Source organism: Klebsiella sp. CN_Kp073 (assembly GCF_040065495.2).
In the GTDB taxonomy this organism is placed as follows: domain Bacteria; phylum Pseudomonadota; class Gammaproteobacteria; order Enterobacterales; family Enterobacteriaceae; genus Klebsiella; species Klebsiella aerogenes.
Map to the genome: position 1 here is coordinate 3866559 of NZ_CM198051.1, position 25124 is coordinate 3891682.

Sequence of the window (25124 nt, forward strand, 5' to 3'; positions counted from 1 at the left end):
CGTGGCCGGGAGAAGCGCCCGGCGATATGGGAAGCGCCCCATCCGGTTGAACGGGCCCTGCGGGCGCGGGTGCTTCGGCATCAGGCGCTGACGGAAATGCATGTTCAGGAGCAGAAACGGCGGGTGAGCCTGATGAGTAAAGGGGGTCATGTGTCGCTACGCCGGGCAACATCCGCGGATATGGAGCACCTTTGCGCCGGATGGCGGCTGCGCCTTATCCGGCCTACCGTTCGTGCGGCCCGCCGTTAATTATTCACCACGCTGGCTGAAACTGTCGATGTTGGGGGCCGCAAAATCCCCGGTGGCGCTACCGCTTACCGGGGCTACGCACTGTGCGATTTGGTAGCCCGGACAAGGCGCAACGCGCCGCCTCCGGGGTGAGGGACTGACTCAGGCGCTGGCGCTGTCGAGCCGCGCCAATTGTTCGCTGCTGAGGCTCAGCGCCGCCGCGTGGGCGAAACTTTCCACCTGCGCCAGGCTGGTGGCGCTGGCAATCGGCGCGGTAACGCCTTCCCGGCTCATCAGCCACGCCAACGCCACTTCGGCAGGCTTCGCGCGCTGTTCTTCCGCCACCGCGACCAGCGTGTCAATAATCCGCATTCCGCGTGGATTGAGATATTTAGCGATGCCGCTGCCGCGCTGGCTTTGCGCTAAATCGGACGGCTGGCGATACTTGCCGCTCAGGAAGCCGGAAGCCAGGCTGTAGTAGGTCACCACGCCTATATCGCGGCTTACGCAGAGATCGCGAAGCGCCCCTTCAAACGCGGAGCGGTGATAGAGGTTATATTCCGGCTGCAGCACCTGCCAGGCCGGAAGGCCGCCTTTACGCGCCACTTCCAGCGCCGATGACAGCTGTCCGGCGTCGAGGTTTGAAGCGCCAATCGCCCGCACCTTGCCGGCCTGCTGCACCGCCTGGAAAGCTTCTAACGTTTCATCGATCGGCGTTTCAGGATCCGGCCAGTGGGCGAAATAGAGGTCGACGTAATCCGTATTCAGGCGGCGCAACGAGTCGTCAATCGCCTGCTGGATCCAGGCTTTTTTCAATCCTTTATGGCCGGGTAGCCCCATATCAGAACCGACTTTGGTAAAGATTTTGACTTTATCGCGTATGCCGGGGCGCGCCTGTAGCCAGCGGCCAATAATGTTTTCGGATTCACCGCCCTGATTGCCTTCCGCCCAGCGGGAGTACACATCCGCCGTATCGATAGCATCAAAACCGTGGTCAACAAAAGCATCAAGAATGGCAAAACTGGTTTTCTCATCGATGGTCCAGCCAAAGACGTTGCCGCCAAATACTAATGGGGCGATGGAAAATCCGCTTTTGCCCAATGGACGTGTCATCATGCCGATTACTCCTTAGCTTATATTCTGTTTCCCTCAGATAACCGCAGGGGGTCTGAAGAGGATGTCGAGTGGATAATCAGAAAAGGAATCTTGCGGCGGGCAGTCCATGCCCGCAGGGTACACTCTGACATTATGTCCCGGAATAAACGTCAAAGCTAAAATATTTCCCGGCCAGTTTTTTGTAGGTGCCGTCGGCAAGCATTTTCGCAATCGCGCCATTTATCTCTTCGCGCAGCGCATCGTCGCCTTGACGCAGGCCAATCGCCGCCCCGGCGCCGAACAGTTTATTATCCTGCAGCTGTCCGCCAACAAAGGCGAAATCCTTGCCCTGCGGCTGCTGCAGGAAACTGTAATCGGCCATCATGCCGGAGAGCACCGCGCCATCGAGGCGGCCTGATTCAAGGTCGCGCACCACGCTATCGGCGCCCTGATAGGCGACAATGTTGATACCCTGCGGTCGCCAGTACTGGTTCACATAAGTTTCCTGTGCCGACCCCTGCTCGACGCCGATGGTTTTCCCCTTCAGCTGCTCCGGCGTATTGCCTTTGAGGGTATTTTTACGCGCCACCAGAAATACCGGCCCGTTGTAGAGCTTATCGCTAAAGGCAATCTGCTCTTTACGCTTCTCGGTCATATACATCCCCGAAAGAATCGCATCGAACTTACGCGCTTTTAGCGCCGGGATAATGCCGTCAAAGTTGCTTTCCACCCACACGCACTTCGCCTGCAGCTGCTGGCAAATCGCGTTGCCTAAATCGATATCAAATCCCGCCAGCTTGCCCTGCGGATCTTTCCATTCAAACGGCGCAAAGGTCGGATCAACGCCAAAACGGATCTCTTTCGCCCCGGCGGCCAGCGCCGACGTCGACGCCATTAATGCCAAACATAACAACAGTGATTTTTTCATTCGAGATTTTCTCCAGGGATTAACGGCAGTGCGCTTGCACTAAACGCGCGAACAGCGTCGCGCCGGTGCTGATAATGTCATCGTTAAAGTCATAACCGGGGTTATGCACCATACAGCCGCCCTTCTCGCCTTTTTCACCGTTGCCCAGCAGGAAGTAGCAGCCCGGACGCTCGCGCAGCATAAAAGCGAAATCTTCGCTGGCGTTCATTGGCGATACCGACTCCAGCACCCCTTCGCGGCCAAAGACTTCCAGCGCCAGCGCCTGGGCGAAATCGGTCTCTTCATTACTGTTGGTTAATACCGGATAGGAGTCGTAAATCTCGACGTCGCTGCTGGCGCCATAGCTTTTGGCGGTAAATTCGGTCAGCTCTTGAATACGCTTGATCAGCAGGTCGCGAATTTCCGGCTTCATCGCCCGCACGCTGAGCTCCATCACCACGCTCTCCGGAATCACGTTCGAGGCGATGCCGGCCTGGAAAGTCCCCACGCTGACGACCGCCGTTTCACCCGGCGGCACGTTGCGCGCGACGATGCTTTGCAACGCCATCACCAGCGCCGCGCCGGCGACGATAGGATCGACGGTGCGTTCCGGATGGGCACCGTGGCCGCCGTAGCCGGTAATCGTGATTTTGACCGTGTCCGCCGAGGCCATAAAATTGCCGGCATAGAAGCCCAGCTTGCCAACCGGTAATCCCGGCATATTGTGCAGACCGAAGATGCGTTCGCAGGGGAACTGCTCAAACAGGCCATCTTTAATCATCAGATCCGCGCCGCCGATGGCTTCTTCCGCGGGCTGGAAAATCAGATGCACCGTGCCGTTAAACTGGCAGGCCGGCGAAGCGATATACTTCGCCGCCGCCAGTAAAATCGTGGTGTGGCCATCGTGGCCGCAGGCGTGCATTTTTCCAGGTACCGTACTGGCCCAGGGTAAATCGGTGGTTTCATAAATCGGTAATGCGTCCATATCGGCGCGCAGGCCAATAGTGCGCGGCGAGTCGCCTTTGCTCAGGCTGCCGACGACGCCGGTTTTACCGAGGCCACGGGTCACCTGATAGCCCCATTCCGCCAGTTTGCCGGCAACCAGCTCGCTGGTATTAAACTCTTCCAGACTTAATTCCGGATTGGCATGTAAATAATGACGGATAGAAATCATTTCTTGTTCCGTGGCTTTAATTTCTGGAATTACACAATCAGACATGCCGTTCTCCGGGAATAGATTAAGAAGTTAACACGTTATCCTGGCTCAAAGTTTATGCAAGTAGCATTTCTAATTCCTGGAACGCCATTCGTCATATTTTTAATGCAGAAAAATCGCAGAACAAAAACCATTAAAACCGGCAAAATTTAAATATAAACGTTTATTTTCTGGGTTGGTCACCAACATTTAATCTACCATCCCCGCTTTGACTCAGTTTTAAATAAAATAAACAGCTATGAAATATCAATTACTTGTCGTTGCCTGCGCGCTGACGCTGGCAGGCTGCAGCGCTGAGGGCGACACCGCCAGCCAGCAACGCGCCAGCATTCAAAAGATGCGTACCAATACGCTCAGTAAACTCTATAGCCTGCGTCCGGAAGCACGCAGCGATATCCAGCATTCAAAGGGCTACGCGGTATTCGCCAGCAATAGCAGCAAAATATTCGTCTTCGGCTTCGGCAGCGGCTATGGTGTCGTGAAAAATAGCGCCACGGGCAAAGATACTTATATGAAAATGGCTCAGGGCGGCGCCGGTCTTGGTATGGGCGTGAAACAACAGCGCACCGTACTGGTATTTCACGACAAAGATGCGTTGAATACTTTCATTACTAAAGGCTATATGGTCGGCGCGGATGCCAACGCGGCAGCGAAATATGACGACAACGGCATCGCTCCGATAGGCGCATCGGCTAACGGCGTGGCGAAAGATACCTCTTCGCTGCCGTCAAAAGTCAACGTTTATGAAATCACCGAAAAAGGGTTGGCGGCGCAGGCGATGGTCAACGGTTATAAATACTGGCCGGATGACGAGCTGAATAAACGGTAATCCACTGCGGTCCATACAAGTTAGCATCAATAAGCCGGGTCAGACGTTAGCCTGACCCGGCGCTAATGCCATGCCGCAAGTATCATTATTTAATGACCAAGGGCGCCGCTTACCAGTATTGAGGTAATGATTCCGGTCGCCGCGGCGATCAGCACGTAATTGCCATCGATATAAGACCAGTGATGGCCCTCCGGCGGGCGCGGCAGACCACGCTCGTTCCAGTTACTGACGCGATATTCATCGCCGCGATAACGCTCCGGCGCCGGATGGCCTTTACGGAAATCGTTACCCCTCCAGGCGAAATGATCCTGTTCATGGCGCTCCTGGCGACGATCGTCATGACCGCTACGCTCCGGGCCGCGGTGGTCATTGTTGTCCTGATGGTTATCGCCAGGACCGCCCGGCTGGTGGCGTCCGTTTTGGTCACCCTGTTTCGGGCCATTCTGCCATACCTGCTGTTGCCCCGGACGATGGCCATCATTCGGGCCATCGGCAAAAGCCTGAGCGCTCAACACGCAGGATAAAATAACTGCCAGAGAAATAATCTTTTTCATAGTACACCTCCTGATATATTTCTTTTTTTACCCTGCAAATGTGGAGAAATAGTGATTAGCAAACTATCCAGGACTATTCCTGGCTAATTCAGGAGGGCAACAAAATTTAATTTCAGCGAGCGTCAGACGTAAAAAAGGCCGCTTGCGCGACCTTTTTTTGTTCTCAGCGAGTCAGTGATTACTCAGAGACTTTATTCTTTAACTCTTCAGCGCCTTGCTTGGTTTTATCCCAGCCTTTTTCGCTGACTTCTTTGGTTTTATCCCAACCTTTGCTGGCGCCTTCTTTAGTGGCATTCCAGCCTTTTTCAGTGCCTTCTTTGGTCTTATCCCAGCCCTTCTCGGCGCCTTCTTTGGTTTTGTTCCAGGTTTTCTGCGTGCCTTCGCTTACCTGGCTGCCGACGCTATCGCTTTTCCCTTCAGCAGCGTGTTTGGACTTGAGCTTCAACTCTTCGCCCTGGTTCTGCGCCTGGTGCAGTTTTTCTTTTGCCGTGTTGGCATTTTCGTGGGCTGCGGCCACGGTATCATCGGTTGCATGTGTAGTGGTTGCCGCGAATACCGGAGAAGCGACCAGAATAGCGGATAGTGCAATCATTGCTTTTTTCATATTTTTCCTCTCTTAACGCGTGCTTTATGTTACGAGTCACATTCAGCATGGCATAAGCTTCTGCGCTTGGCATTAGGAAAAGTTCTTAAAACTGCCTTGCCGCTATTCCGTCATTTTAGTGATCGAGATAGAGATAGCTTTCCCAGCTTTTCATGCGGATGAGGATCTTTCTTATCAGCGACAGGTGCTCAAAATGCTGCGAATAGACGGCGGCTTCGACATCCGCCCCCTGCGGCAGCTGATAGTTTGCCAGACGGTCGTCAGTCACTTTTAATACCACCAGCGCTCGGCCGCGCGCCGCCAGATCGTTGGCCGTCAGCAACGTCCCCTGCCCCTGAAACTGGCTTTCGCCAATCGCCGGCAGCACTTCCGCTACCTGTGCTTTAAACACGGTTCCCGGAATAGAGGGGAACAGTAATTCAGCCTGCTCACCTTTTTGCAAACGCTGCAGCGCGTTCTGGCGAAATGCGGCGACGTATTCACGTGAATTCACATTATCCGTCGGCACAAACGTCATCACCGGCTTCAGCCCCAGCGCGGTGGACATCGTTCCCGGACGCAGGCCGACGGTACTGACGTAACCGTCAGACGGCGCGCGCACCACCGTGTTATCGAGCTTAAATTGCGCCTCGCGCAGTTGCGCCAGCAGCGAAGCGACTTTGGTGTTCTCACCGTGCACCACCGAATTGAGATCGTTACGCGCCTGTGCGACCTTTGCCCGGGCGGCGTCAACCGCCGCCTGCGTCGCTTTCCAGTTCTGGCGACGCGTATCGACCATCTGATCGGAAAAAGCCCCTTTATCATGACCGGCCTGGAAGCGGGCGTATTCACGCTGGGCCCGATCGCGCTCGGCGACCGCTTTGCTTAAATCAGCCTGCACGCTGGTTAACCCCGCATCAAGCGACAACGCATCCTGGCTTGCCGCTTTCACCTGCGCGGTCAGGTCGTCGACTTTCGCCTGGAACGGGGTTGGGTCGATGGTGAAGAGAATGTCGCCTTCATGCAGCATCTGATTTGGTTTTACCGGCACGCTGGTAACTCGCCCGCGGGTTTGCGAAACAATGGGCACCGTACGGTAAACCTGTTTCCCGACTTCGCTATAGGGGAAGTTATAATTCATACCGAGGATTAACATGCCAATCAGTATTACGCCGCCTAATACCGCCGTGGGAACCGTCCATTTATTTAATGGAATACGGAATACCTTAAATATCACGATACATAGTGCGGCATAACATAGCAGTAATAACGTTTCCATTATTTACCCTCCTGATTGACGGCGCTATTTTTCAGACGATTTAATTCCGCCTGCATCGCATCCAGACGCTGATGTAAATCGTGTTGTTCGGCGTTTAACTGTTGCATTCCCCAACCACGGTCTTCCCGCCACAGCGTGGCCCAGATCCATAGCAGCGGCCACAGCACGTGCAGGGTGAACAAACTCACCCAGCCGGCATAATGAATCGCATCCTGGTGCGGATGATTCCTTTTTTTGGCAATTTCATAGGGAATATCGTGGATCACGATAATTCCATAAAATAAAATCAGCACCACCGCAATCAGGATGGCTAAAGCAATATAATCCAGGGTCATAAAATAACTCCAGAATGTGTGACGTATTTCACATTCACTTTATACAGGCGTCAGCAAGCCCGGCATGATCGCCCTGACAACTGACCATATTAATCAGAATTTATCCGGTATTTTTCGGTTGATAGAAATCAGTTGACCTTTTTTCACCGTAATATAGCCGCCTTCTTTTAACGCGGCTAAGACCTGATAAACATAGCTGCGCGAAAGATTGGTCCGTTTAATAATAAAAGCGGACAGGCTTTCACGTTTTCCATAATCGATCTCGTTACGGTACAGATAACGCGATAGCATCGATTTTATGGTCTGAAAACCAGACAGGTTACCGCGCTCGTTGTGCGCATCGAGGGCAAAAATGCCCATGTAGGCCAGAATAGTCGTCAGCTCTTTCATATACTCCGGCGAAGAGTAAAAGAAGATACGCTCGAAATCATCCACGCTGATTCTGGCGAAACGGCAGCGATCGAGGCATTGGTACAGCAGTTCTACCGCCGGGCAGTAGTGCTCAAGCAGGCCAACCGGCATATGTTCGATCACGATCCCTAGCAGATTATCAGGCTCGCTTACGGCGAGAGTGATTTTCCCGGAAAGCAGAAAGTAAATAAACCCAGCCTGCGGCTGAAAACGCTCGCCAGGGGCCAATTCGATGCTTTCGCTACAGGCGGTCACATCCGGGAGATGCGCATTTAACTGCAGCTTCTGGTAGCAGGCATGAATACGACCAAAACTGCTGTTCAACTTCCCCGTATCCATTGCCGTACTTTCCCGTATCACCGACGTCATCAAATATATATAAGGCAAAGCGAAGGGAAAAGTCCACAGCTGGAGTTTTGGCGTTTTTTTAACATTTGAGGGTCGTAAACTTAACCGGACGACTGCCTGATGCTGGTTAGCTATAACTAAATAGTATGTACTCGCAAAAAACCACAACATTGCAATGGATATGACGTAGTGACTAGTTCTATTCCATACTCAAGCACTAAATCAGAAGAATCCAATTACATAAATAGATTGAAGGATTTTTCTGACTCAGAAACAAAGCTTGCAAGTTGATTTCTTTTGTGAATTTTATGTTATATACTCAAACCTTGAGTATGCTAGTAAGCTATTATGCAAATTAGCAAATTTAATATTTTAACGATTATATGGGCTCAATAATTTAACAGGGTTATGAATGAAAAAGCTTGATTCATTACAATATGCGAGAGCATTTGCCGCTATATTTGTCATAATAGCTCATACTGTTAATCAATTTTACATGTATAGCACCACAGGTAATAAATTATTTGATGAAATAATACGGAGAACGACACATTTAGGTGACCTTGGGGTTTATGTTTTCTTTGTCATTAGTGGATACATAATGTCTTACACCACTAAAAACAAAGATTTTGGGGTTGAATATGCATCAACCTTCATAAAAAAACGCCTCCTCCGAATCTATCCTATTTATTGGATATTTTTTACTTTACTAGTTATATTATGGGCTGCAGGTATAGCGCTAAGATCACAAGATATCAATGCAGAAAAAATATTCTTCTCATATCTACTAATTCCTTTTGGTGCAACTGATAATAAGATCGACACCCCCGTAATGTCACAAAGCTGGACATTATCGTATGAAATGTTTTTCTATTTCACTTTTGCTCTGTTAATTTCTATACGCATTAAAAAAGAAAGAATTATAGCAAGCCTAATTTTTATTTTCACTTTACTGTTTATTACCTCATCACTGAATGCTCTACCAACTGCTGAAGCCAATGCATTCTTTTCCAAATGGATTATATTCCTATTTATAATTGGCGTGTTTATTGAGCGAAACGAAAACATCTTACAAAACTTAACATCAAAACTCAGTGATACAATATGTTGGGCCTTGGCTGCTTTTCTTGTTTGTATAGCTATTTATATCGAAAAACCTGTATATATCGATTGTTTAATAAGCGCAGCTATTTTAATATTTGTATTACCCGTAAGAAAAAAACACAACTTACTTTTAAAAATCGGTGATGCTTCTTATACTATATATTTAACTCATAATTTTATCGTGATGGCATATGGGATATTTGTCAAAAAATTCCCAAACCCTTGGGGTTGTACCATTGGCGGAGCTATTACAATCGCAATATGCATTCCATTCGGACTAATATTATATAAGTTAATTGAAAAGAAAATTCATCACTAACCAAGTTGTCGCCATTTATTAATGGCGACAACTTATGCAGTAATATCAAAATGATAAATGATCATCGTTGAATGGTACTTACTTTCCCTCTCCGCGATGCAATAAATCAGCATATATCGCCGTTAAAATCCCGCCAGGGCGAAATTGCTTTTTAATCCACTGCGTCACCTGGCCGGTTGCGGCATGCTGCGTCGCCAGCAGCATGCCGGAATCCTGACGCGGGTTGTGGATCTGACGAATCACCAGCAGTTTCTCGGCTATCGCTTCGTTCACCATATAGTCCGGTAAAAAACCGATCCCCTCACCGAGGATCTGACACTGGCATTTAGTATTGAAGTCAGGAACCAGGATCGCTTCCTGGCCATGCAGCAGCCAACCGACCTTTTTATTGATCGTGCTGGCGGTGTCCTCAACCATGATATTGGGGTAAAGGCGCAGCTGGCTTTCCGAGATAGGCTCGGGCATAAACGCCAGCGGATGATCCGGGGCAATAGCAAACACCCAGCGGATCGCGCCGATCTCGGTATAATCGATACCGCCGCCGTCGAGCAGCGTGTCCGGCGCGCCGATGGCAATATTCGCCTGGTTATTGATGATCGAATCCCAGACGCCGTTGTACACCTCGGTGGTGACGGTTATCTGACAGGTGGGAAACTGTTTTTTCAGCACCTGCAGCAGGCGGGCGGTATGGCGAGGCGTGTATAGCAGTTGGTTAATGCAGATCCGCACCCGCGCTTCGATGCCTTGCGAGATAGTATCTATGCTGCGCTTTATCGCGTGGAAATCATTAAGCAGATCGGTGGCCTTGCGAAACAGATAGTAGCCGGATTCCGTCAGTTCAATGCTGCGGGTGTTGCGGGTAAACAGCACTACGTCCAGCCCGGCTTCCATCCGTTTGATGGTATAGCTGATGGCTGAGGTGGTTAACCCCAGCTCGTCGGCCGCCTTGCTGAAGCTGCCAAAACGCGCCGCGGTGGTGAATGCCAGCAGATTTTCTTCAGTAAAAATCGAGTTCATGCGCCCTTCCCGCTTCCGCTAAACCATACGTAAGCTGAATGTATTGGTTACTGTGGCGAGGGGCAATCATTTTTGAACAATGCTTAACACCCGTAGTGAATTCAGGCTCGCTCCTTACTGGTCGCCTCGCTGAGTTTGCGCCCGCTATATTCTGAAATAAAGCCGACGCAGTTGCCCGCCAGAAATCCCAACAGAGTCACCGTCCAGTTCAGACCGGTGGCGAAAAAGAGCGTCATGCCGAGGAAGCCGCCGGGAATAAACGAGGTTAGCGTGAAACGCCCCTGCCAGACGATGACTGCCGAAAATGGCACCGTGGTAATGACGCTTGCCCAGAACCCCGACATACCGCTGGCCGAGGCGAGAGCGCCGGCGGCCAGCGCCGCCAGCCACGCCCACACCGCCCCGGAATAGTTAACGCACAGGCTTTTCACAAAACCGCTTTTACCGCCCCCTGCCGCATAGAAACTACAGAACGCGACGAAGCCGATGGTTCCCAATAATTCCCAACCGTGCTGCAGCCCGACGTGCGAGGAAATTAGCTGCCAAACGCCTGCGCAAATACCGACGGTGATCCCCGTAGCGGTGAGTCCGTTCATCTCTTTCCCCTCTGAAAAAAGATCGATGATATTGCTTTCTGACGGCAACTATATCGAAAGAAAACCCGATTGCGTTAAAGGACAAAGGCATAAAAGAAGTAAACATTGCTCTGCCGCACAGTCTGCATCAATTATTGAAATTTATTCAATAATCCCCCGGATTATGGCGAATAAAATTTAAGCGGGTTCTTTTATCTATTTCTGGTTGCTATGCTCAAGCCATCAAGAAAGTCTCAGCCGCAACAACAGGAGCAAGGTGATGGCGACGGAAAATATTATTGCTGACTATCTTTTGGCTGCAGAGCAGGGAAATATCGCGAAATTAAAAGCCTGCTTAGCAAGCGGCATCGATATTAATGCCAGTAATCGCCAGGGGCGAACCGCCATTACCCTCGCCAGCCTGAATAAACATTATGCTTGTGTTTCTATTCTTATTGCCGCTGGCGTAGATATTAATAAGCAGGACCAGACCTGTTTTAACCCGTTTTTAATCAGCTGTCTGAATAACGACGTCGAACTACTGCGCTTAATTTTGCCGGCAAATCCCGACCTCGAACGATTAACGCGTTTCGGCGGCGTTGGTCTGACGCCGGCCTGTGAAAAAGGCCATCTTGAAATCGTGAAAATATTGCTGACGGAAACGGATATTAATGTCAATCACACCAATTTCGTTGGCTGGACGCCGCTGCTGGAAGCGATTGTTTTAAACGACGGCGGCGCGACGCAGCAGGAGATCGTCAAACTGCTGTTGGATCACGGCGCCAACCCGCATATGACCGATAAGTATGGTAAATCGCCGCTGGAGCTGGCATGGGATAAGGGATTCAGTGAAATCGCCCACCTGCTGGTCGCCGCCGGAGCCTGAGGAAGGAGAATCGCCATTAACACCTCCTCGCGGTGGTGTGTGCAAGCGCTAACTGCGGATACCCGCTTTCTCGCACAGCGCGGCGGTGGACGGGTCGGGCAGGTTTTCACCCATGCGGTAAACCTGCTTACCCCGGGCAAACCAGGGCTTCTGACGCTGCTGTGCGAAACCTCTGACAATGCGCCCAATAGCTGTAGGTTAGCACTCACCCACTTTGACAACCTGTTCCGGCCAGGGGAAAGCGTCCGGTTTACCGATTCAGGAATTTACATTGGCGATAATAAATGGATAGAGATCCACCGGTGTAAGCGCTGGCAAACGCCGCGAGCGGTATTAAACGCGGCAACATTTAACCTGATAGCCTGGCGACGATGGCACAACATTATCGTTACGCAGTTACATGAGGATGATACGTTATTTCTCTATCGCGGCGACAATCCCTTTTATCACGCAATGAGTCGTGAATTACAGCAGCGACGGGAAATATTATTTAAAGCACTTCACGAAAATAAAAATATCGGCGCCGCTGTGGCGAACATGATCGGATTAGGCATTGGCCTGACGCCATCGGCGGATGATTATTTGCTAGGTCTAAGCGTTATTTTATTCATAAAGGGACACCCGGCTAACCATTACCGGGAAGCCTTTATAACCGCGCTGCAGAGCGCCAGACAAAATACTACGCCGCTCAGCGCGATTACGCTGGAGGCGGCGATTAACCAGCATTATCGAGAAAGTATCGCCGTGATGATTAACCTGATGGTTAATCAACCGACAACCTTTTCTATTGAGGCTATTGCCAATATTAAAAATATTGGCTCAAGTTCCGGCAGCGACATGCTATTGGGTATGGCGGATGCCTGCGCGCTGAGCCAAACGTATGGAGGGAATAATGTCAGTTAAAATAGTGGTGAAGAAGAATACCTATTTTGATTCGGTCTCATTAATGTCGATTTCCACCCGCGCTAATAAGCTCGATGGCGTAGAGCAGGCATTTGTGGCGATGGCGACGGAAATGAACAAAGGGGTGCTGAATAACCTGGGGCTGCTGACGCCGGAGCTGGAAGCGGCGAAAAACGGCGACCTGATGATCGTCATCAAGGGCAAAGACGGCGCCGATAGCGAACAGATACTCAGTGAAATAGAAGCGCTGTTCAGCAAAAAGGCCGAAAGCGGCCAGCACGAAGCGCGCTACGCCACCCTCGCCAGCGCCAAAAAACATCTTCCGCAAAGTAACCTCGCGATTATTTCGGTCAACGGTCTGTTTGCCGCTCGCGAAGCGCGTCAGGCGCTGCAAAACGATCTTAACGTGATGTTGTTTTCCGATAACGTCTCTATTGACGACGAACTGGCGCTGAAACAGCTGGCCCACGAAAAGGGATTGTTGATGATGGGGCCAGACTGCGGCACCGCCATTATTAACGGCGCGGCGCTGTGCTTCGGTAACGCGGTTCGCCGCGGCAACATCGGCATTATCGGCGCCTCCGGCACCGGTAGCCAGGAGCTGAGCGTCCGTATCCACGATTTCGGCGGCGGGATCTCGCAGCTAATCGGTACCGGCGGTCGCGATCTGAGTGAGAAAATCGGCGGCCTGATGATGCTCGACGCCATTCAGATGCTGGAAGCGGATCCGCAAACGGAAATTATCGTCCTTGTTTCCAAACCGCCGGCACCGACGGTGGCGAAAAAAGTGCTCGAACGCGCCCGCGCCTGCCGTAAACCGGTGGTGGCGTGCTTCCTCGGCCGCACCGAGCCCCCCGCCGATGAGCAAGGTCTGCAGTTCGCCCGCGGCACCAAAGAAGCGGCGCTGAAGGCCGTTCTGCTGAGCGGTATTAAGCAAGAGAACCTCGATCTGCATCCGCTAAATCAAGCGCTTATCGCCGAAGTGCGCACGCAGCTCACGCCGCAGCAGAAATACATTCGCGGCCTGTTCTGCGGCGGTACCCTGTGCGATGAAACCATGTTCGCGGTACTGGAAAAACACGCGGATGTTTATAGCAACATTCAGCCGGATCCGGCTTATCGCCTGAGCGATATCAATCGCAGCATCAAACACACCTTCCTCGATTTCGGCGATGACGATTTCACCAACGGTAAGCCGCACCCGATGATCGACCCGACCAACCGTATCAGCCGCCTGCTGCAGGAAGCGCGCGATCCCGAAGTGGCGGTCATCGTCATGGACTTCGTGCTGGGCTTCGGGGCGCATGAAGATCCGGTGGGTTCGACGATCGCGGCGATCGAAGAGGCCAAAGCCATTGCCGCCGCCGATGGCCGCCCATTGACGATCCTCGCTTACGTGTTAGGCACCGACATCGATACGCCGTCGCTGGAGCAACAGCGCCAGATGCTGCTTGACGCTGGCGTCATTCTGGCCAGCAGCAGCACCAATACCGGTTTGCTGGCGCGTGAATTTATCTGCAAAGGGGAGCAAGCCTGATGAGCCAGTCGCTATTTAACCAGCCGTTGAACGTGATTAACGTCGGTATCGCCATGTTCAGCGACGATTTGAAAAAGCAGCACACCGCCGTCACCCAGCTCGACTGGACGCCGCCGGGCCAGGGCAATTTGCAGCTGGTTGAGGCGCTGGATCGCATCGCCGGCTCGCCGCTGGCCGATAAAATCGCCGCCGCCAACCAGCAGGCCCTGGAGCGTATTATTCAATCGCACCCGGTGCTGATCGGTTTTGATCAGGCCATTAACGTCGTGCCGGGCATGACGCCAAAAACCATTCTGCATGCTGGCCCGCCGGTGGAATGGCAAAACATGTGCGGCGCCATGAAAGGCGCGGTCACCGGCGCGCTGGTCTTTGAAGGGCTGGCGAAAGATCTGGATGAAGCGGCCGAGCTTGCCGCCTCCGGTGAAATTACCTTCTCACCCTGTCACGAACACGACTGCGTGGGTTCGATGGCGGGCGTGACGTCGGCGTCGATGTTCATGCATATCGTCGAGAACAAAACCTACGGCAATATCGCTTATACCAACATGAGCGAGCAGATGGCGAAGATCCTGCGCATGGGGGCTAACGATAAGAGCGTGATCGATCGTCTGAACTGGATGCGCGACGTGCAGGGCCCCATGCTGCGCGACGCCATGAAGATCATCGGCGAAATCGATCTGCGCTTAATGCTGGCGCAGGCGCTGCACATGGGCGATGAGTGCCATAACCGCAACAACGCCGGTACCACCCTGCTGATTCAGGCGCTCACGCCGGGGATTATTCAGGCCGGTTATCCGGTAGAGCAGCAGCGCGAGGTGTTCGAATTTGTCGCCAGCAGCGATTACTTCTCCGGCCCGACGTGGATGGCGATGTGTAAAGCGGCGATGGACGCGGCCCACGGCATTGAATACAGCACCGTGGTCACCACCATGGCGCGCAACGGCGTCGAGTTCGGACTGCGGGTCAGCGGCCTGCCGGGACAGTGGTTTACCGGCCCGGCGCAGCAGGTGATAGGCCCGATGTTTGCCGGTTTTAAACCGGAAGACTCCGGCCTTGATATCGGCGACAGCGCGATTACCGAAACCTATGGCATCGGCGGTTTCGCCATGGCGACGGCGCCGGCTATCGTCGCGCTGGTCGGCGGAACGGTAGAAGAAGCGGTCGATTTCTCGCGCCAGATGCGTGAAATCACCCTTGGCGAAAACCCGAACGTCACCATTCCGCTGCTCGGCTTTATGGGGATCCCGACCGCAATCGACATCACCCGCGTCGGCAGCAGCGGTATTTTACCGGTGATCAACACCGCTATCGCCCATAAAGACGCCGGGATCGGCATGATCGGCGCCGGGATCGTCCACCCGCCGTTCGCCTGTTTCGAAAAAGCGATCCTCAGCTGGTGCAATCGTTACGACGTTTAGCGTTGTAGCCCGGGCGAGGCGTTTACGCCGACCCCGGGAAATCCCCGGCAGCCCTACGCCTGGCCGGGCGACTACCACGACCACACAATAACAATAACTACATCACCTTCTGTAGCGGAAGTCAGATATGAAAGAACTCATCGTCGTTGCCATTGGCGGCAACAGCATTATCAAAGATAACGCCAGCCAGTCGATCGAGCATCAGGCCGAGGCGGTCAAAGCGGTGGCCAGTACGGTGCTGGAGATGCTGGCATCGGACTATAACGTGGTACTAACCCACGGTAACGGCCCGCAGGTTGGGCTGGATTTACGCCGCTCGGAGATAGCCCACGAGCGTGAAGGTCTGCCGCTGACGCCGCTGGCCAACTGCGTCGCTGATACCCAGGGCGGCATCGGCTACCTCATTCAGCAGGCGCTGAATAACCGCCTCGCCCAGCGCGGCGAGCAAAAAGCGGTTACCGTCGTCACGCAGGTTGAAGTCGATAAAAACGATCCCGGCTTTACCCATCCGACTAAGCCTATCGGCGCGTTCTTCAGCGAAAACCAGCGCGATGAACTGCAGCAGGCGCATCCTGAGTGGCGCTTTGTGGAAGATTCGGGCCGTGGCTATCGCCGGGTAGTCGCCTCGCCAGAGCCGAAACGCATTGTCGAAGCAGAAGCCATCAAGGCGCTGACCCGGCAAGGCTTTGTGGTGATCGGCGCCGGCGGCGGCGGGATCCCGGTGGTGCGCAGCCCGCAGGGCGACTACCAGAGCGTGGACGCGGTGATCGACAAAGATCTCTCAACCGCCCTGCTGGCCCGCGAAATTGATGCTGATATTCTGGTGATCACCACCGGGGTGGAGAAAGTGTGCGTTAATTTCGGCAAGCCTGATCAGCAGGCGTTGGGTCGCGTCGGCATCAGCGAGATGAGCCGCTATATGCAAGAAGGACATTTCCCGGCTGGCAGCATGCTGCCAAAAATCGTCGCCAGCCTCGCGTTCCTGCAACACGGCGGCAAGCGGGTGATCATCACTACGCCGGAATGTCTGCCAGCCGCGCTACGCGGCGAAACGGGAACCCATATTGTGCATGACTGACACAAAAGGAAAAAAGGATGAATAAAGACAACAGCCGTCGCGAATTTCTTACCCAAAGCGGCAAAATGGTCACCGCCGCCGCCCTGCTGGCGGCGGGCGCGCCTGCGGCGTATGCCGTCGGAGGCCAGCCGTCCGCGGCCGCCTGCGATAATAAAGGCGCGGCCAGGGTCGCCGATAAGCACTACTACCTTGATAACGTCCTGCTGGAAAGCGGCTTTGAATATGAAAACGGCGTGGTGGTTCACACCCGGACCGAGCTGCAAACGCTGGAAATAAAAGACGGCAAAATCGTCGCCCTGCGCAGCAATCTGAGCCACCCGGACGCCACGCTGCCGCGCTACGATGCGGGCGGTAAACTGATGTTGCCTGCCATGCGCGACATGCATATCCATCTGGACAAAACGTTTTACGGCGGCCCGTGGCGTTCGCTGAACCGCCCGGCGGGCACCACCATTCAGGATATGATCAAGCTTGAGCAGAAACTGCTGCCGGAACTCCAGCCTTATACGCAGGCGCACGCCGAGAAGCTTATCGACCTGATCCAGTCCAAAGGCTCCACTATCGCCCGCAGCCACTGCAATATTGAGCCGGTGTCCGGGCTGAAGAACCTGGAGAATCTGCAGGAAGTGCTGGCGCGGCGTAAACCAGGCTTCGATTGCGAAATCGTCGCTTTTCCGCAGCACGGGCTGCTGCTGTCGAAATCGGAATCGCTGGTACGCGAAGCGATGCAGGCCGGCGCCCACTACGTAGGCGGCCTCGACCCGACTAACGTCGATGGCGCGATGGAGAAATCGCTCGATACCATGTTCCAGATTGCGCTGGATTACGACAAAGGGGTGGATATTCATCTGCATGAAACCAGCCCGGCGGGCGTGGCGGCGGTGAACTATATGGTGGAAACCGTGGAGAAGACGCCGGCGCTGAAAGGCAAGCTGACCATCAGCCACGCTTTCGCGCTGTCGACGCTCAATGAACAGCAGGTAGATGCCATCGCGAGCCGCATGGCGGCGCAGCAGATCACCATCGCCTCCACCGTGCCGATCGGCACTCTGCACATGCCGCTCAAGCAACTACGCGAAAAAGGCGTCTTCGTGATGACCGGTACCGATAGCGTGATTGACCACTGGTCGCCGTACGGGCTGGGCGACATGCTGGAGAAAGCCAATCTCTACGCGCAGCTGTATATCCGCCCCAATGAGCAGACCCTGTCGCGCGCGCTGGCCATCGCCACCGGCGACGTGCTGCCGCTGAATGACAAAGGCGAGCGCGTATGGCCAAAAGCGCAGGACGACGCCAGCTTTGTGCTGGTTGATGCCTCCTGCTCCGCCGAAGCCGTGGCGCGAATTTCGCCGCGCACCGCCACTTTCCATAACGGTAAGATGGTCTGGGGCAGCGTCGGCGCCTGATGCCAGCGTCATGTAAAAAACCCCGGCAAGCCGGGGTTTTGTCATTTATCAGACGCGATTACTTCTGCGGACGCATGGCCGGGAACAGAATAACGTCGCGGATGGTGTGGCTGTTGGTGAACAGCATCACCATGCGGTCGATACCGATACCCAGACCGGCGGTCGGCGGCAGGCCGTACTCCAGCGCGGTAACGTAGTCTTCGTCATAGAACATCGCTTCGTCGTCGCCCGCCGCTTTGGCGTTGACCTGATCCTGGAAACGCTGCGCCTGATCTTCCGCATCGTTCAGCTCGCTGAAACCGTTACCGATTTCACGGCCGCCGATGAAGAACTCGAAGCGGTCGGTAATTTCCGGGTTCACGTCGTTGCGACGCGCCAGCGGGGAAACTTCCGCCGGATATTCGGTGATGAAGGTCGGCTGGATCAGATGCGCTTCCGCCACTTCATCGAAGATCTCCGTGACGATACGTCCCAGACCCCAGCTTTTCTCTACCTGAATACCGATAGATTCCGCCAGCGCTTTCGCCGCGTCGAAGTTATCCAGATCCGCCATATTGGTTTCCGGGCGGTGTTTCTTGATAGCTTCACGCATGGTCAGTTTTTCAAACGGCTTGCCGAAGTCAAACACCTGGTCGCCATACGGCACTTCGGTTTTGCCCAGCACCGTCTGCGCCAGAGTGCGGAACAGCGACTCGGTCAGTTCGATCAGGTCTTTGTAATCCGCATACGCCATATACAGTTCCATCATGGTGAACTCTGGGTTATGGCGTACGGAGATCCCTTCGTTACGGAAGTTACGGTTGATTTCGAACACGCGTTCGAAGCCGCCGACTACCAGACGTTTCAGATACAGTTCCGGCGCGATGCGCAGGTACATATCCAGATCCAGCGCGTTGTGATGGGTGATGAATGGACGGGCGGAAGCGCCGCCTGGGATCACCTGCATCATCGGGGTTTCGACTTCCATAAAGCCGCGGGCAACCATGAACTGACGCATGGTGGTGAGGATCTGCGAACGGATACGGAACGTATGACGCGACTCTTCGTTGGCGATCAGATCCAGATAACGCTGGCGATAGCGGACTTCCTGATCCTGCAGGCCGTGGAATTTATCCGGCAGCGGGCGCAGGGCTTTGGTCAGCAGACGCAGCTCGGTGCAGTGAATGGAGAGTTCGCCGGTTTGCGTTTTGAACAGCTTGCCGCGGGCGGCAATGATGTCGCCGAGATCCCATTTTTTAAACTGTTCGTTATAGACGCCTTCCGGCAGGTCATCGCGCGCGACGTACAGCTGAATGCGGCCGCCGACGTCCTGAAGGGTAACGAAAGAGGCTTTACCCATGATGCGGCGGGTCATCATACGGCCAGCAACAGAGACTTCAACGTTCAGGGAAGCGAGTTCATCGTTATCCTTCGCATCGAATTCAGCGTGCAATTGGTCAGAGGTATGATCGCGACGGAAATCGTTCGGGAAAGCGACGCCCTGCTCACGCAGCGCAGCCAATTTTTCGCGACGAGTTTTCAGTTCATTATTAAGGTCAATTGCCTCATCGGCACCTTGTGCTTGTTGTTCAGACATGTTGGTTCCTCATAACCCTGCTTTCAAACTAGCTTCGATAAATTGAACCAGGTCACCATTCAGCGCGGCCTGTCTCTGGTAACACACCAGAGAACAATCTTAACGACTCTGGATTCACTACAAGCTGATCTCACTCAGCTATCGCTTCACTAACGGTATTTTTTATCGTTGGCCTCCGCGCCTGCCAGAATATCCACCTCCTGTTCTCTTGGCTGTGCAACGAACGACTTCGCGCTCCGCTGTTGATGTAATCCCCCCGGTCGCGCTGCGCTTACCGGGGCTACGAATCGCGGCCCGGATAAGGCGTTTACGCCACGAGCCGGGATGAGCATCAGGCGCCGCCGCCGGGAACTTCACCCGCAGCCGCACGGCGTTTGCCCACGCTACAGGCTGCGGCAAAGGCGATAACGACAATCACCGCCACGCAGCCGATGGTCCATTCGCCCATCTGCGAGAAGAAATGCTGATAGGCGGCAATCGCCGTGTCGCTGATTTGCGACTCGGTAGTTTGCTGCGCCACCACCCCGGCCAGCCAGTTGGCGACCGCGCCGGTGGCCAGCATATAAATGCCGGTCAATACGCCGGTGACGCCGGGCATGTTCAGACGGGTTATCTGCGCCATCGCCACCGGATCAATAAACAGCTCGGCAAAGCCCATCATCGCCAGCCCGGCGACCATCATGCCCATCGAGGCCTGACCTTCAGCCGCGCCGTGGCGGGCATTCAGCGCCAGCAGCATAAATCCGCCGCCCATCAGCAGCAGGCCGAATGCGAATTTCAGCCACACTTTTAACACCGAGCGGGTTCGCCCTTCCGGGCGGATCAGCCACGCCAGGATCACGCCTGCCGCCATCACCGCTACCGCATTAACCGACTGGAACAGCGCGGTCGGCACTTCAATATTGAACAGTCGACGATCAACAAAGTGGTCGATAAACAGGCTAATTGAGCTTCCGCCCTGCTGCGCCAGCACCCAGAACAGTGTCCCGGTCAACATCAGTAGAACGATTTGCCACAGCGCGCGGCGATGCTGCGGTGATTTGATCATGATCCGCGCCACCATTTGCGCGGCGAACAGGCAGACAATCGCCAGCAGATAACCGGACCAGTTGTTTTCCAACAGCAAGGTGAAGAACACCGGCGCCAGGCACAGCATCACCACCAGCCAGCCCCAGGTCGGCAGCGCGAATTTCACCGCGCACAGCGCCTGTTTATCGACGCCGCGGGTGTCGCGGAAATAGCGGCTACCGCTTAAGAAAATCATCAGGCCGATAAACATGCCGATCCCCGCCAGCGCAAAGCCGATATGCCAGCCGTACCACTGCGCCGCCAGTCCACAGGCAATCGGCGCGGCGATCGAACCGACGTTACCGGCGGCATACAGCAGCGAGAAACCGCCATCGCGACGATGGTCGTCAGCGGCGTACAGTTCGCCGAGCAGGCAGCTGATATTGGATTTGAACAGGCCATAGCCGCAGATAATGATCGCCAGCGCCAGATAGAGGCTCCAGGTGGAATCAGATTCGACGCCCAGCACCACGTGGCCGAGAGTCATTAACAACGCCCCGGCAATCACCGCCGTGCGGTTGCCGAGCAGGCGGTCGGCAAGCCAGCCGCCGAGAATGGGGGTTACGTAAACTAAAGATGCGTAGGCGCTGAACAGACTGATGGCGTGGCTATCGTCAAAGCCAAGTTGGTGGGTGAGATAAAGGATGAGTAAGGCGCGCATGCCGTAAAAGCTGAAGTACTCCCAGATCTGGATCGCTACGATGTAGTAAATCGCGCGCGGCTGTGAGGGTGTTTTCATAGGTTCTCCTTGCAGCGTGAAAAAAGGGAAGTGGCAAGCCACTTCCCTTGTGTGCGTCTATTACTTGTTGTTTTCTTCTTTCAGCACTTTAACGGTGTAACGACCATCCGCCTGACGGTATGCGCCGTGGATATCGGTTTCGAAGCCCGGGTAGTGAGCGCCGATTTCGCACAGCATCTGCAGGAACTCCAGTACCGGGCGGCTTTCTTCGGTGATCATTTCACCAGGCATGACCAGCGGAACTCCCGGAGGATACGGCAGGATCATGTTGGCGTTGACGCGGCCTACCATCTCTTCGAGGTAAACCTCTTCAGTCTGACCATGCAGCTCTTTCTGGAACGCGGCATACGGGGTCATCACCATGGATGGCAGCACTTCGAATGCGCGGAACATCAGGTCCGGCAGGTTGTGATGCTCAACCAGTTTATGAATGTTCTGCGCCAGGTCCTGAATACGCATGTTTTCATAGAATTCAGGATCTTCACGGTACAGAGACGGCAGCATGTTTTTCACCCGCAGGTTCAGGTCGAACGCGCGTTTGAAGTCGGTCAGCGCGCGCAGCAGGCTCAGCGCTTTTGTCTTATCGATACCGATGCTGAACAGGAACAGCAGGTTGTACGGACCGGTTTTCTCAACCACGATGCCGTGTTCGTCGAGATATTTCGCCACGATGCTTGCCGGAATACCGAAATCATCCATGGTGCCGTCTTTCTTCATCCCCGGAGTCAGCAGCGTGACTTTGATCGGGTCGAGGTACATGTGCTCGTTATCGATGTTTTTGAAACCGTGCCATGCGCTATCGGAACGCAGCGGCCAGCATTCAGCGCCATCGATATGTTCCGGCTGCCATACATCGAAGAACCAGCCTTCAGACTCGCCTTTCAGACGTTTGATCTCTTTACGGAACTTGATAGAACGTTCGATAGAACCGTCGATCAGGCGTTTACCGGCGTTACCGCGCATCATCGCTGCCGCGGTTTCGGTGGAAGCCACGATACCGTAGTGCGGAGAAGTGGTGGTGTGCATCATGTAGGCTTCGTTGAAGGTTTCTTCGTTAACGTCGCCTTTCACGTGGATCATCGAAGCCTGAGAGAATGCCGCCAGCAGTTTATGCGTGGACTGGGTTTCGTAGATCACTTTCCCTTCAACGCGACCGCCGCTCATCCCGCATTTGCCTTCATAGATCGGCGAGAAGTTGGTGTAAGGGACCCATGCGGAGTCAAAGTGGATGGATTTCACATCCAGGGTTTTCTTGATGAAGTCGGTGTTATACAGCAGACCATCATAGGTTGAGTTGGTGATAACCGCGTGTACCGGCCAGGTCGCATTCGGCGTCTCTTTCACACGCTTAGCGATAGTCGCGTGCTGGAACTCGCTCTGCGGGATACCGCCGAGGATACCGTAGGCGTTACGGGTCGGACGGAAGTAGATCGGCGTAATGTCGCTCATCATCATCAGGTGAGTCAGCGATTTGTGGCAGTTACGGTCAATCAGTACGGTGCTGCCGGCAGGCGCGGAGTACATACCGACGATTTTGTTAGCGGTAGATGTACCGTTGGTCACCATGTAGCTGCGTTCGGCGTTGAAAACGCGAGCGATATACTCTTCCGCTTCTTTGTGCGGGCCGCTGTGGTCGAGCAGTGAACCCAGTTCAGAAACCGAAATGGAGATATCGGATTTCATGGTGTTGGAACCAAAGAAATCATAGAAAATGCTGCCTACCGGGCTTTTCTGGAACGCGGTACCGCCCATGTGGCCTGGGGTACAGAAGGTGTATTTGCCTTCACGTACATATTTGAACAGCGCTTTGGTCAGCGGCGGCAGAATGGTGTCGATGTATTCGTCAGTGTTCTGTTTGATTTTGTTCGCGATATCTTCAGCGGCGCCCAGCGCATATTCGAAGAAGCGAACCTGCATGCGCAGATCGTTCAGGCTAACGTCCAGGGTGGAGTAGGTGTTAGCGAAAGCGTACAGCGGCATGTACTCGTTCATTTTGCTGATTTCTTCGCACAGTTCGAGATTGTATTTATCCCAGTCGAAGATCACGCCGCACAGACGAGAGTTGTTTTCGATAAGTTTTAATAAGTCGTCACGGTCGTTCGGGTAGACAATACGGAAGTCCAGGCGTTCGAGAGCACGATGCAGTTCACGGATGGGTTCTTCTTTGAAGTAAACACCCATGTGATTCATGATTGCAATAACGTTCATAGTCAAATCTCCAGATGTAGAAAGCCCCTCCCGTCACGATGTGACAGGTGATGGAAGGAGCCTCAGGAAAACGGTTTACTGATTAGTGCGCGTTAGCGGGGCTGTTGTTATCCGCTGCGTTGTTCTGCTGGCGCTGGTGCATTTTGCGACCGTAGAACATCAGGATAATCAGGCTAACGATGAAGGTGCCGGCCAGTTCGAAGGAGCTTGCGCCCATCAGCGCGATGAAGCAGAACACGCAACCCAGTACCGAGCAAATCAGGCTAACAAAGTTGCGGATGTTGATGCCTTCGAAACGAATCAGGTCAACACAGGAGTAGAAGTAAGGCAGCATGGTCAGCAGTACCGCGATACCGGTCAGCTCGCCGAACAGGTCAGATGCTTTACCACCGGCGGAGTTCATCAGGGTAATCAGTACCATCAGCGCGGTCATTTTCACCGCCGCCAGCAGCAGGCCTTTTTTCGGGATACCGTTGCTATCGACTTCGCCATACACTTTCGGGAAGTTACCGTCGTTGGCGGCACGTACACCGGCCTGGCCAACCAGCATCATCCACGAGCCCAGAGAAGTCAGGCAAGCGAAGGCGGTGAAAGCGGAAACCATCGGAGCAGCCCAGCCGCCGAGAATGGTAGAGGCGCTAATTGCGAACGGCGCGCCGGACGCGGCCATCTGAGAAGCAGGATACATACCGGCGATAACCTGAGTCGCGGCGATATAGACGATACCGGCCATCGCAGTACCCAGCATGGTTGCCAGCGGTACGGTACGTTTCGGGTTTTTCACCATCCCGGTACTCACTGCGGCGGATTCTACGCCAACGAAGGCCCACAGGCAGAGCAGGATACTTTTAATGACCGCGTGGCTATCGGTAGTGCTGGAGGTGTTCCAGTTCGCCTGATAGGTTGCCGCGTCAAACCAATGCCAGCCGACGACCGCAGTCATCACCACCGGAATAAGCACCAGTACCAGACCAATGGTGGTCAGACGGCTTACCCAGGTCCCGCCGAGCATATTAACGAAAGTAAAGATCCACACGATGGCAATACAGGCAATACCTGCTGGCACCGGGTTATTTAAAATTGGGAAGAACGTAGAGAGATAAGAGACGGCGGTAATACCGATTGCCAGGTTACCAATCCAGTTTGCATGATAATAAAGGACGCCGGTCTGGAAACCGAAGGCCGGAGAAATTTCCCCTGCATAAGCAATTGGACCACCCTGCTGCGGGTTCTTGGTCGCCAGTCGGGCATAAACATAAGCCAAAGACATCGCGCCAATAATAGAAATCACCCAACCCCAAATGGCAATACCACCGATGCTGGCGAGGTTCGCAGGTAATAGTGCAATACCGCTCCCCATCATATTACCGGCGACTACGCCGGTACAGGCAAATAGCCCGATCTTCTTGGCAGAACTCATGGTTGTTTTTCTCCTAAGTTTATTTGGGAGGTACAGATCATGATATAGAACCATTTATTGACCCGACCAACTGCCAACAAGATTA

The 25124-nt window shown here is 53.8% G+C and carries 22 protein-coding genes and 1 pseudogene; 9 read left to right on the forward strand and 14 right to left on the reverse strand.

The window, feature by feature from the left end; all coding sequences use genetic code 11:
* Positions 1–6: 6 nt before the first annotated feature.
* A pseudogene (locus tag ABLV66_RS18745) lies at positions 7–120 on the forward strand (IS110 family transposase); the annotation flags it as partial.
* Between the two features lie 270 nt (positions 121–390).
* Here ABLV66_RS18745 and ABLV66_RS18750 read toward each other — a convergent pair.
* From ABLV66_RS18750 to ABLV66_RS18760, 3 genes are all read right to left on the reverse strand, one after another.
* The gene (locus ABLV66_RS18750; RefSeq protein WP_348876516.1) at positions 391–1344 is read right to left on the reverse strand and encodes an aldo/keto reductase; all 954 of its coding nucleotides are present in this window, start codon (positions 1342–1344) and stop codon (positions 391–393) included.
* A 130-nt stretch (positions 1345–1474) separates the two neighbouring features.
* On the reverse strand, positions 1475–2251 hold the full coding sequence (locus ABLV66_RS18755; RefSeq protein ID WP_015367838.1) for an ABC transporter substrate-binding protein: 777 nt from the start codon (positions 2249–2251) through the stop codon (positions 1475–1477).
* A gap of 19 nt (positions 2252–2270) precedes the next feature.
* Positions 2271–3449, reverse strand: a complete 1179-nt coding sequence (locus ABLV66_RS18760; RefSeq protein ID WP_045393387.1) for a M20 aminoacylase family protein — start codon at positions 3447–3449, stop codon at positions 2271–2273.
* A 235-nt stretch (positions 3450–3684) separates the two neighbouring features.
* Between ABLV66_RS18760 and ABLV66_RS18765 the strand changes: the two genes are divergently transcribed.
* Positions 3685–4275, forward strand: coding sequence for a lipid-binding SYLF domain-containing protein (locus ABLV66_RS18765; protein ID WP_045393390.1), 591 nt, complete (start codon positions 3685–3687; stop codon positions 4273–4275).
* A gap of 89 nt (positions 4276–4364) precedes the next feature.
* Here the strand turns inward: ABLV66_RS18765 and ABLV66_RS18770 are convergent, their stop codons facing one another.
* The 5 genes from ABLV66_RS18770 to ABLV66_RS18790 form a co-directional block, all read right to left on the reverse strand.
* Positions 4365–4829 (reverse strand): RcnB family protein, encoded by a 465-nt coding sequence (locus tag ABLV66_RS18770; protein ID WP_045393392.1) that lies wholly within the window; start codon positions 4827–4829, stop codon positions 4365–4367.
* Positions 4830–5007: 178 nt separating this feature from the next.
* The gene (locus tag ABLV66_RS18775; protein ID WP_047068162.1) at positions 5008–5433 is read right to left on the reverse strand and encodes a KPN_00521 family repetitive protein; all 426 of its coding nucleotides are present in this window, start codon (positions 5431–5433) and stop codon (positions 5008–5010) included.
* Positions 5434–5548: 115 nt separating this feature from the next.
* Positions 5549–6691: an HlyD family secretion protein gene (locus ABLV66_RS18780; RefSeq protein WP_348876517.1), complete on the reverse strand. Its 1143-nt coding sequence runs from the start codon at positions 6689–6691 to the stop codon at positions 5549–5551.
* A complete protein-coding gene (locus tag ABLV66_RS18785; RefSeq protein ID WP_047078622.1) occupies positions 6691–7026 on the reverse strand; it encodes a DUF3302 domain-containing protein in 336 nt (111 codons plus the stop codon). Before ABLV66_RS18785 ends, ABLV66_RS18780 begins: the two co-directional genes overlap by 1 nt.
* 93 nt (positions 7027–7119) lie before the next feature.
* A complete protein-coding gene (locus ABLV66_RS18790) occupies positions 7120–7761 on the reverse strand; it encodes a helix-turn-helix domain-containing protein (RefSeq protein ID WP_047078714.1) in 642 nt (213 codons plus the stop codon).
* A 436-nt stretch (positions 7762–8197) separates the two neighbouring features.
* Here ABLV66_RS18790 and ABLV66_RS18795 point away from each other — a divergent pair, with 436 nt between their 5' ends.
* On the forward strand, positions 8198–9208 hold the full coding sequence (locus tag ABLV66_RS18795; RefSeq protein ID WP_047078623.1) for an acyltransferase family protein: 1011 nt from the start codon (positions 8198–8200) through the stop codon (positions 9206–9208).
* Between the two features lie 78 nt (positions 9209–9286).
* Here the strand turns inward: ABLV66_RS18795 and ABLV66_RS18800 are convergent, their stop codons facing one another.
* Both ABLV66_RS18800 and ABLV66_RS18805 read right to left on the reverse strand, forming a co-directional pair.
* Positions 9287–10225: a LysR substrate-binding domain-containing protein gene (locus tag ABLV66_RS18800; protein ID WP_049060204.1), complete on the reverse strand. Its 939-nt coding sequence runs from the start codon at positions 10223–10225 to the stop codon at positions 9287–9289.
* Positions 10226–10326: 101 nt separating this feature from the next.
* Entirely contained in the window at positions 10327–10821 is a 495-nt protein-coding gene (locus ABLV66_RS18805; RefSeq protein WP_047049449.1) for a DUF1097 domain-containing protein, read from the reverse strand.
* Between the two features lie 259 nt (positions 10822–11080).
* On the opposite strand from ABLV66_RS18805, the gene ABLV66_RS18810 reads away from it, so the two are divergent.
* The 6 genes from ABLV66_RS18810 (at position 11081) to ABLV66_RS18835 (ending at position 18028) form a co-directional block, all read left to right on the forward strand.
* Positions 11081–11686, forward strand: a complete 606-nt coding sequence (locus ABLV66_RS18810) for an ankyrin repeat domain-containing protein (RefSeq protein ID WP_047049451.1) — start codon at positions 11081–11083, stop codon at positions 11684–11686.
* A gap of 39 nt (positions 11687–11725) precedes the next feature.
* Positions 11726–12589 carry an oxamate carbamoyltransferase subunit AllH family protein gene (locus ABLV66_RS18815; RefSeq protein WP_047049452.1) on the forward strand — a complete coding sequence of 288 codons (864 nt, stop codon included), beginning with the start codon at positions 11726–11728 and terminating at the stop codon, positions 12587–12589.
* Positions 12579–14126 carry an acyl-CoA synthetase FdrA gene (gene fdrA / locus ABLV66_RS18820; protein WP_348876518.1) on the forward strand — a complete coding sequence of 516 codons (1548 nt, stop codon included), beginning with the start codon at positions 12579–12581 and terminating at the stop codon, positions 14124–14126. The genes ABLV66_RS18815 and fdrA overlap by 11 nt, the downstream gene beginning before the upstream one ends.
* Positions 14126–15544, forward strand: a complete 1419-nt coding sequence (locus ABLV66_RS18825) for a YlbE family protein (RefSeq protein WP_063415611.1) — start codon at positions 14126–14128, stop codon at positions 15542–15544. Before fdrA ends, ABLV66_RS18825 begins: the two co-directional genes overlap by 1 nt.
* A gap of 127 nt (positions 15545–15671) precedes the next feature.
* Entirely contained in the window at positions 15672–16622 is a 951-nt protein-coding gene (locus tag ABLV66_RS18830) for a carbamate kinase family protein (protein ID WP_045393418.1), read from the forward strand.
* Between the two features lie 17 nt (positions 16623–16639).
* Complete coding sequence (locus tag ABLV66_RS18835) at positions 16640–18028, forward strand: amidohydrolase family protein (protein ID WP_348876519.1); 1389 nt, start codon at positions 16640–16642, stop codon at positions 18026–18028.
* 58 nt (positions 18029–18086) lie between these two features.
* On the opposite strand, the gene lysS is transcribed toward ABLV66_RS18835, so the two are convergent.
* The 4 genes from lysS to cadB form a co-directional block, all read right to left on the reverse strand.
* Positions 18087–19604 carry a lysine--tRNA ligase gene (gene lysS / locus ABLV66_RS18840; protein WP_348876520.1) on the reverse strand — a complete coding sequence of 506 codons (1518 nt, stop codon included), beginning with the start codon at positions 19602–19604 and terminating at the stop codon, positions 18087–18089.
* Between the two features lie 331 nt (positions 19605–19935).
* Positions 19936–21411 (reverse strand): dipeptide permease DtpD, encoded by a 1476-nt coding sequence (dtpD, locus tag ABLV66_RS18845; RefSeq protein ID WP_320482303.1) that lies wholly within the window; start codon positions 21409–21411, stop codon positions 19936–19938.
* A 60-nt stretch (positions 21412–21471) separates the two neighbouring features.
* Complete coding sequence (cadA, locus tag ABLV66_RS18850) at positions 21472–23619, reverse strand: lysine decarboxylase CadA (protein WP_015367858.1); 2148 nt, start codon at positions 23617–23619, stop codon at positions 21472–21474.
* 82 nt (positions 23620–23701) lie between these two features.
* On the reverse strand, positions 23702–25039 hold the full coding sequence (cadB, locus tag ABLV66_RS18855; protein WP_045393427.1) for a cadaverine/lysine antiporter: 1338 nt from the start codon (positions 25037–25039) through the stop codon (positions 23702–23704).
* Between the last annotated feature and the right edge of the window lie 85 nt (positions 25040–25124).

Coding starts and splice junctions, on each gene's coding strand:
- ABLV66_RS18750 (WP_348876516.1), bottom strand. CDS start 1,344: ATGATGACACGTCCATTGGGCAAAAGCGGATTTTCCATCGCCCCATTA.
- ABLV66_RS18755 (WP_015367838.1), bottom strand. CDS start 2,251: ATGAAAAAATCACTGTTGTTATGTTTGGCATTAATGGCGTCGACGTCG.
- ABLV66_RS18760 (WP_045393387.1), bottom strand. CDS start 3,449: ATGTCTGATTGTGTAATTCCAGAAATTAAAGCCACGGAACAAGAAATG.
- ABLV66_RS18765 (WP_045393390.1), top strand. CDS start 3,685: ATGAAATATCAATTACTTGTCGTTGCCTGCGCGCTGACGCTGGCAGGC.
- ABLV66_RS18770 (WP_045393392.1), bottom strand. CDS start 4,829: ATGAAAAAGATTATTTCTCTGGCAGTTATTTTATCCTGCGTGTTGAGC.
- ABLV66_RS18775 (WP_047068162.1), bottom strand. CDS start 5,433: ATGAAAAAAGCAATGATTGCACTATCCGCTATTCTGGTCGCTTCTCCG.
- ABLV66_RS18780 (WP_348876517.1), bottom strand. CDS start 6,691: ATGGAAACGTTATTACTGCTATGTTATGCCGCACTATGTATCGTGATA.
- ABLV66_RS18785 (WP_047078622.1), bottom strand. CDS start 7,026: ATGACCCTGGATTATATTGCTTTAGCCATCCTGATTGCGGTGGTGCTG.
- ABLV66_RS18795 (WP_047078623.1), top strand. CDS start 8,198: ATGAAAAAGCTTGATTCATTACAATATGCGAGAGCATTTGCCGCTATA.
- ABLV66_RS18800 (WP_049060204.1), bottom strand. CDS start 10,225: ATGAACTCGATTTTTACTGAAGAAAATCTGCTGGCATTCACCACCGCG.
- ABLV66_RS18805 (WP_047049449.1), bottom strand. CDS start 10,821: ATGAACGGACTCACCGCTACGGGGATCACCGTCGGTATTTGCGCAGGC.
- ABLV66_RS18810 (WP_047049451.1), top strand. CDS start 11,081: ATGGCGACGGAAAATATTATTGCTGACTATCTTTTGGCTGCAGAGCAG.
- fdrA (WP_348876518.1), top strand. CDS start 12,579: ATGTCAGTTAAAATAGTGGTGAAGAAGAATACCTATTTTGATTCGGTC.
- ABLV66_RS18825 (WP_063415611.1), top strand. CDS start 14,126: ATGAGCCAGTCGCTATTTAACCAGCCGTTGAACGTGATTAACGTCGGT.
- ABLV66_RS18830 (WP_045393418.1), top strand. CDS start 15,672: ATGAAAGAACTCATCGTCGTTGCCATTGGCGGCAACAGCATTATCAAA.
- ABLV66_RS18835 (WP_348876519.1), top strand. CDS start 16,640: ATGAATAAAGACAACAGCCGTCGCGAATTTCTTACCCAAAGCGGCAAA.
- lysS (WP_348876520.1), bottom strand. CDS start 19,604: ATGTCTGAACAACAAGCACAAGGTGCCGATGAGGCAATTGACCTTAAT.
- dtpD (WP_320482303.1), bottom strand. CDS start 21,411: ATGAAAACACCCTCACAGCCGCGCGCGATTTACTACATCGTAGCGATC.
- cadA (WP_015367858.1), bottom strand. CDS start 23,619: ATGAACGTTATTGCAATCATGAATCACATGGGTGTTTACTTCAAAGAA.
- cadB (WP_045393427.1), bottom strand. CDS start 25,039: ATGAGTTCTGCCAAGAAGATCGGGCTATTTGCCTGTACCGGCGTAGTC.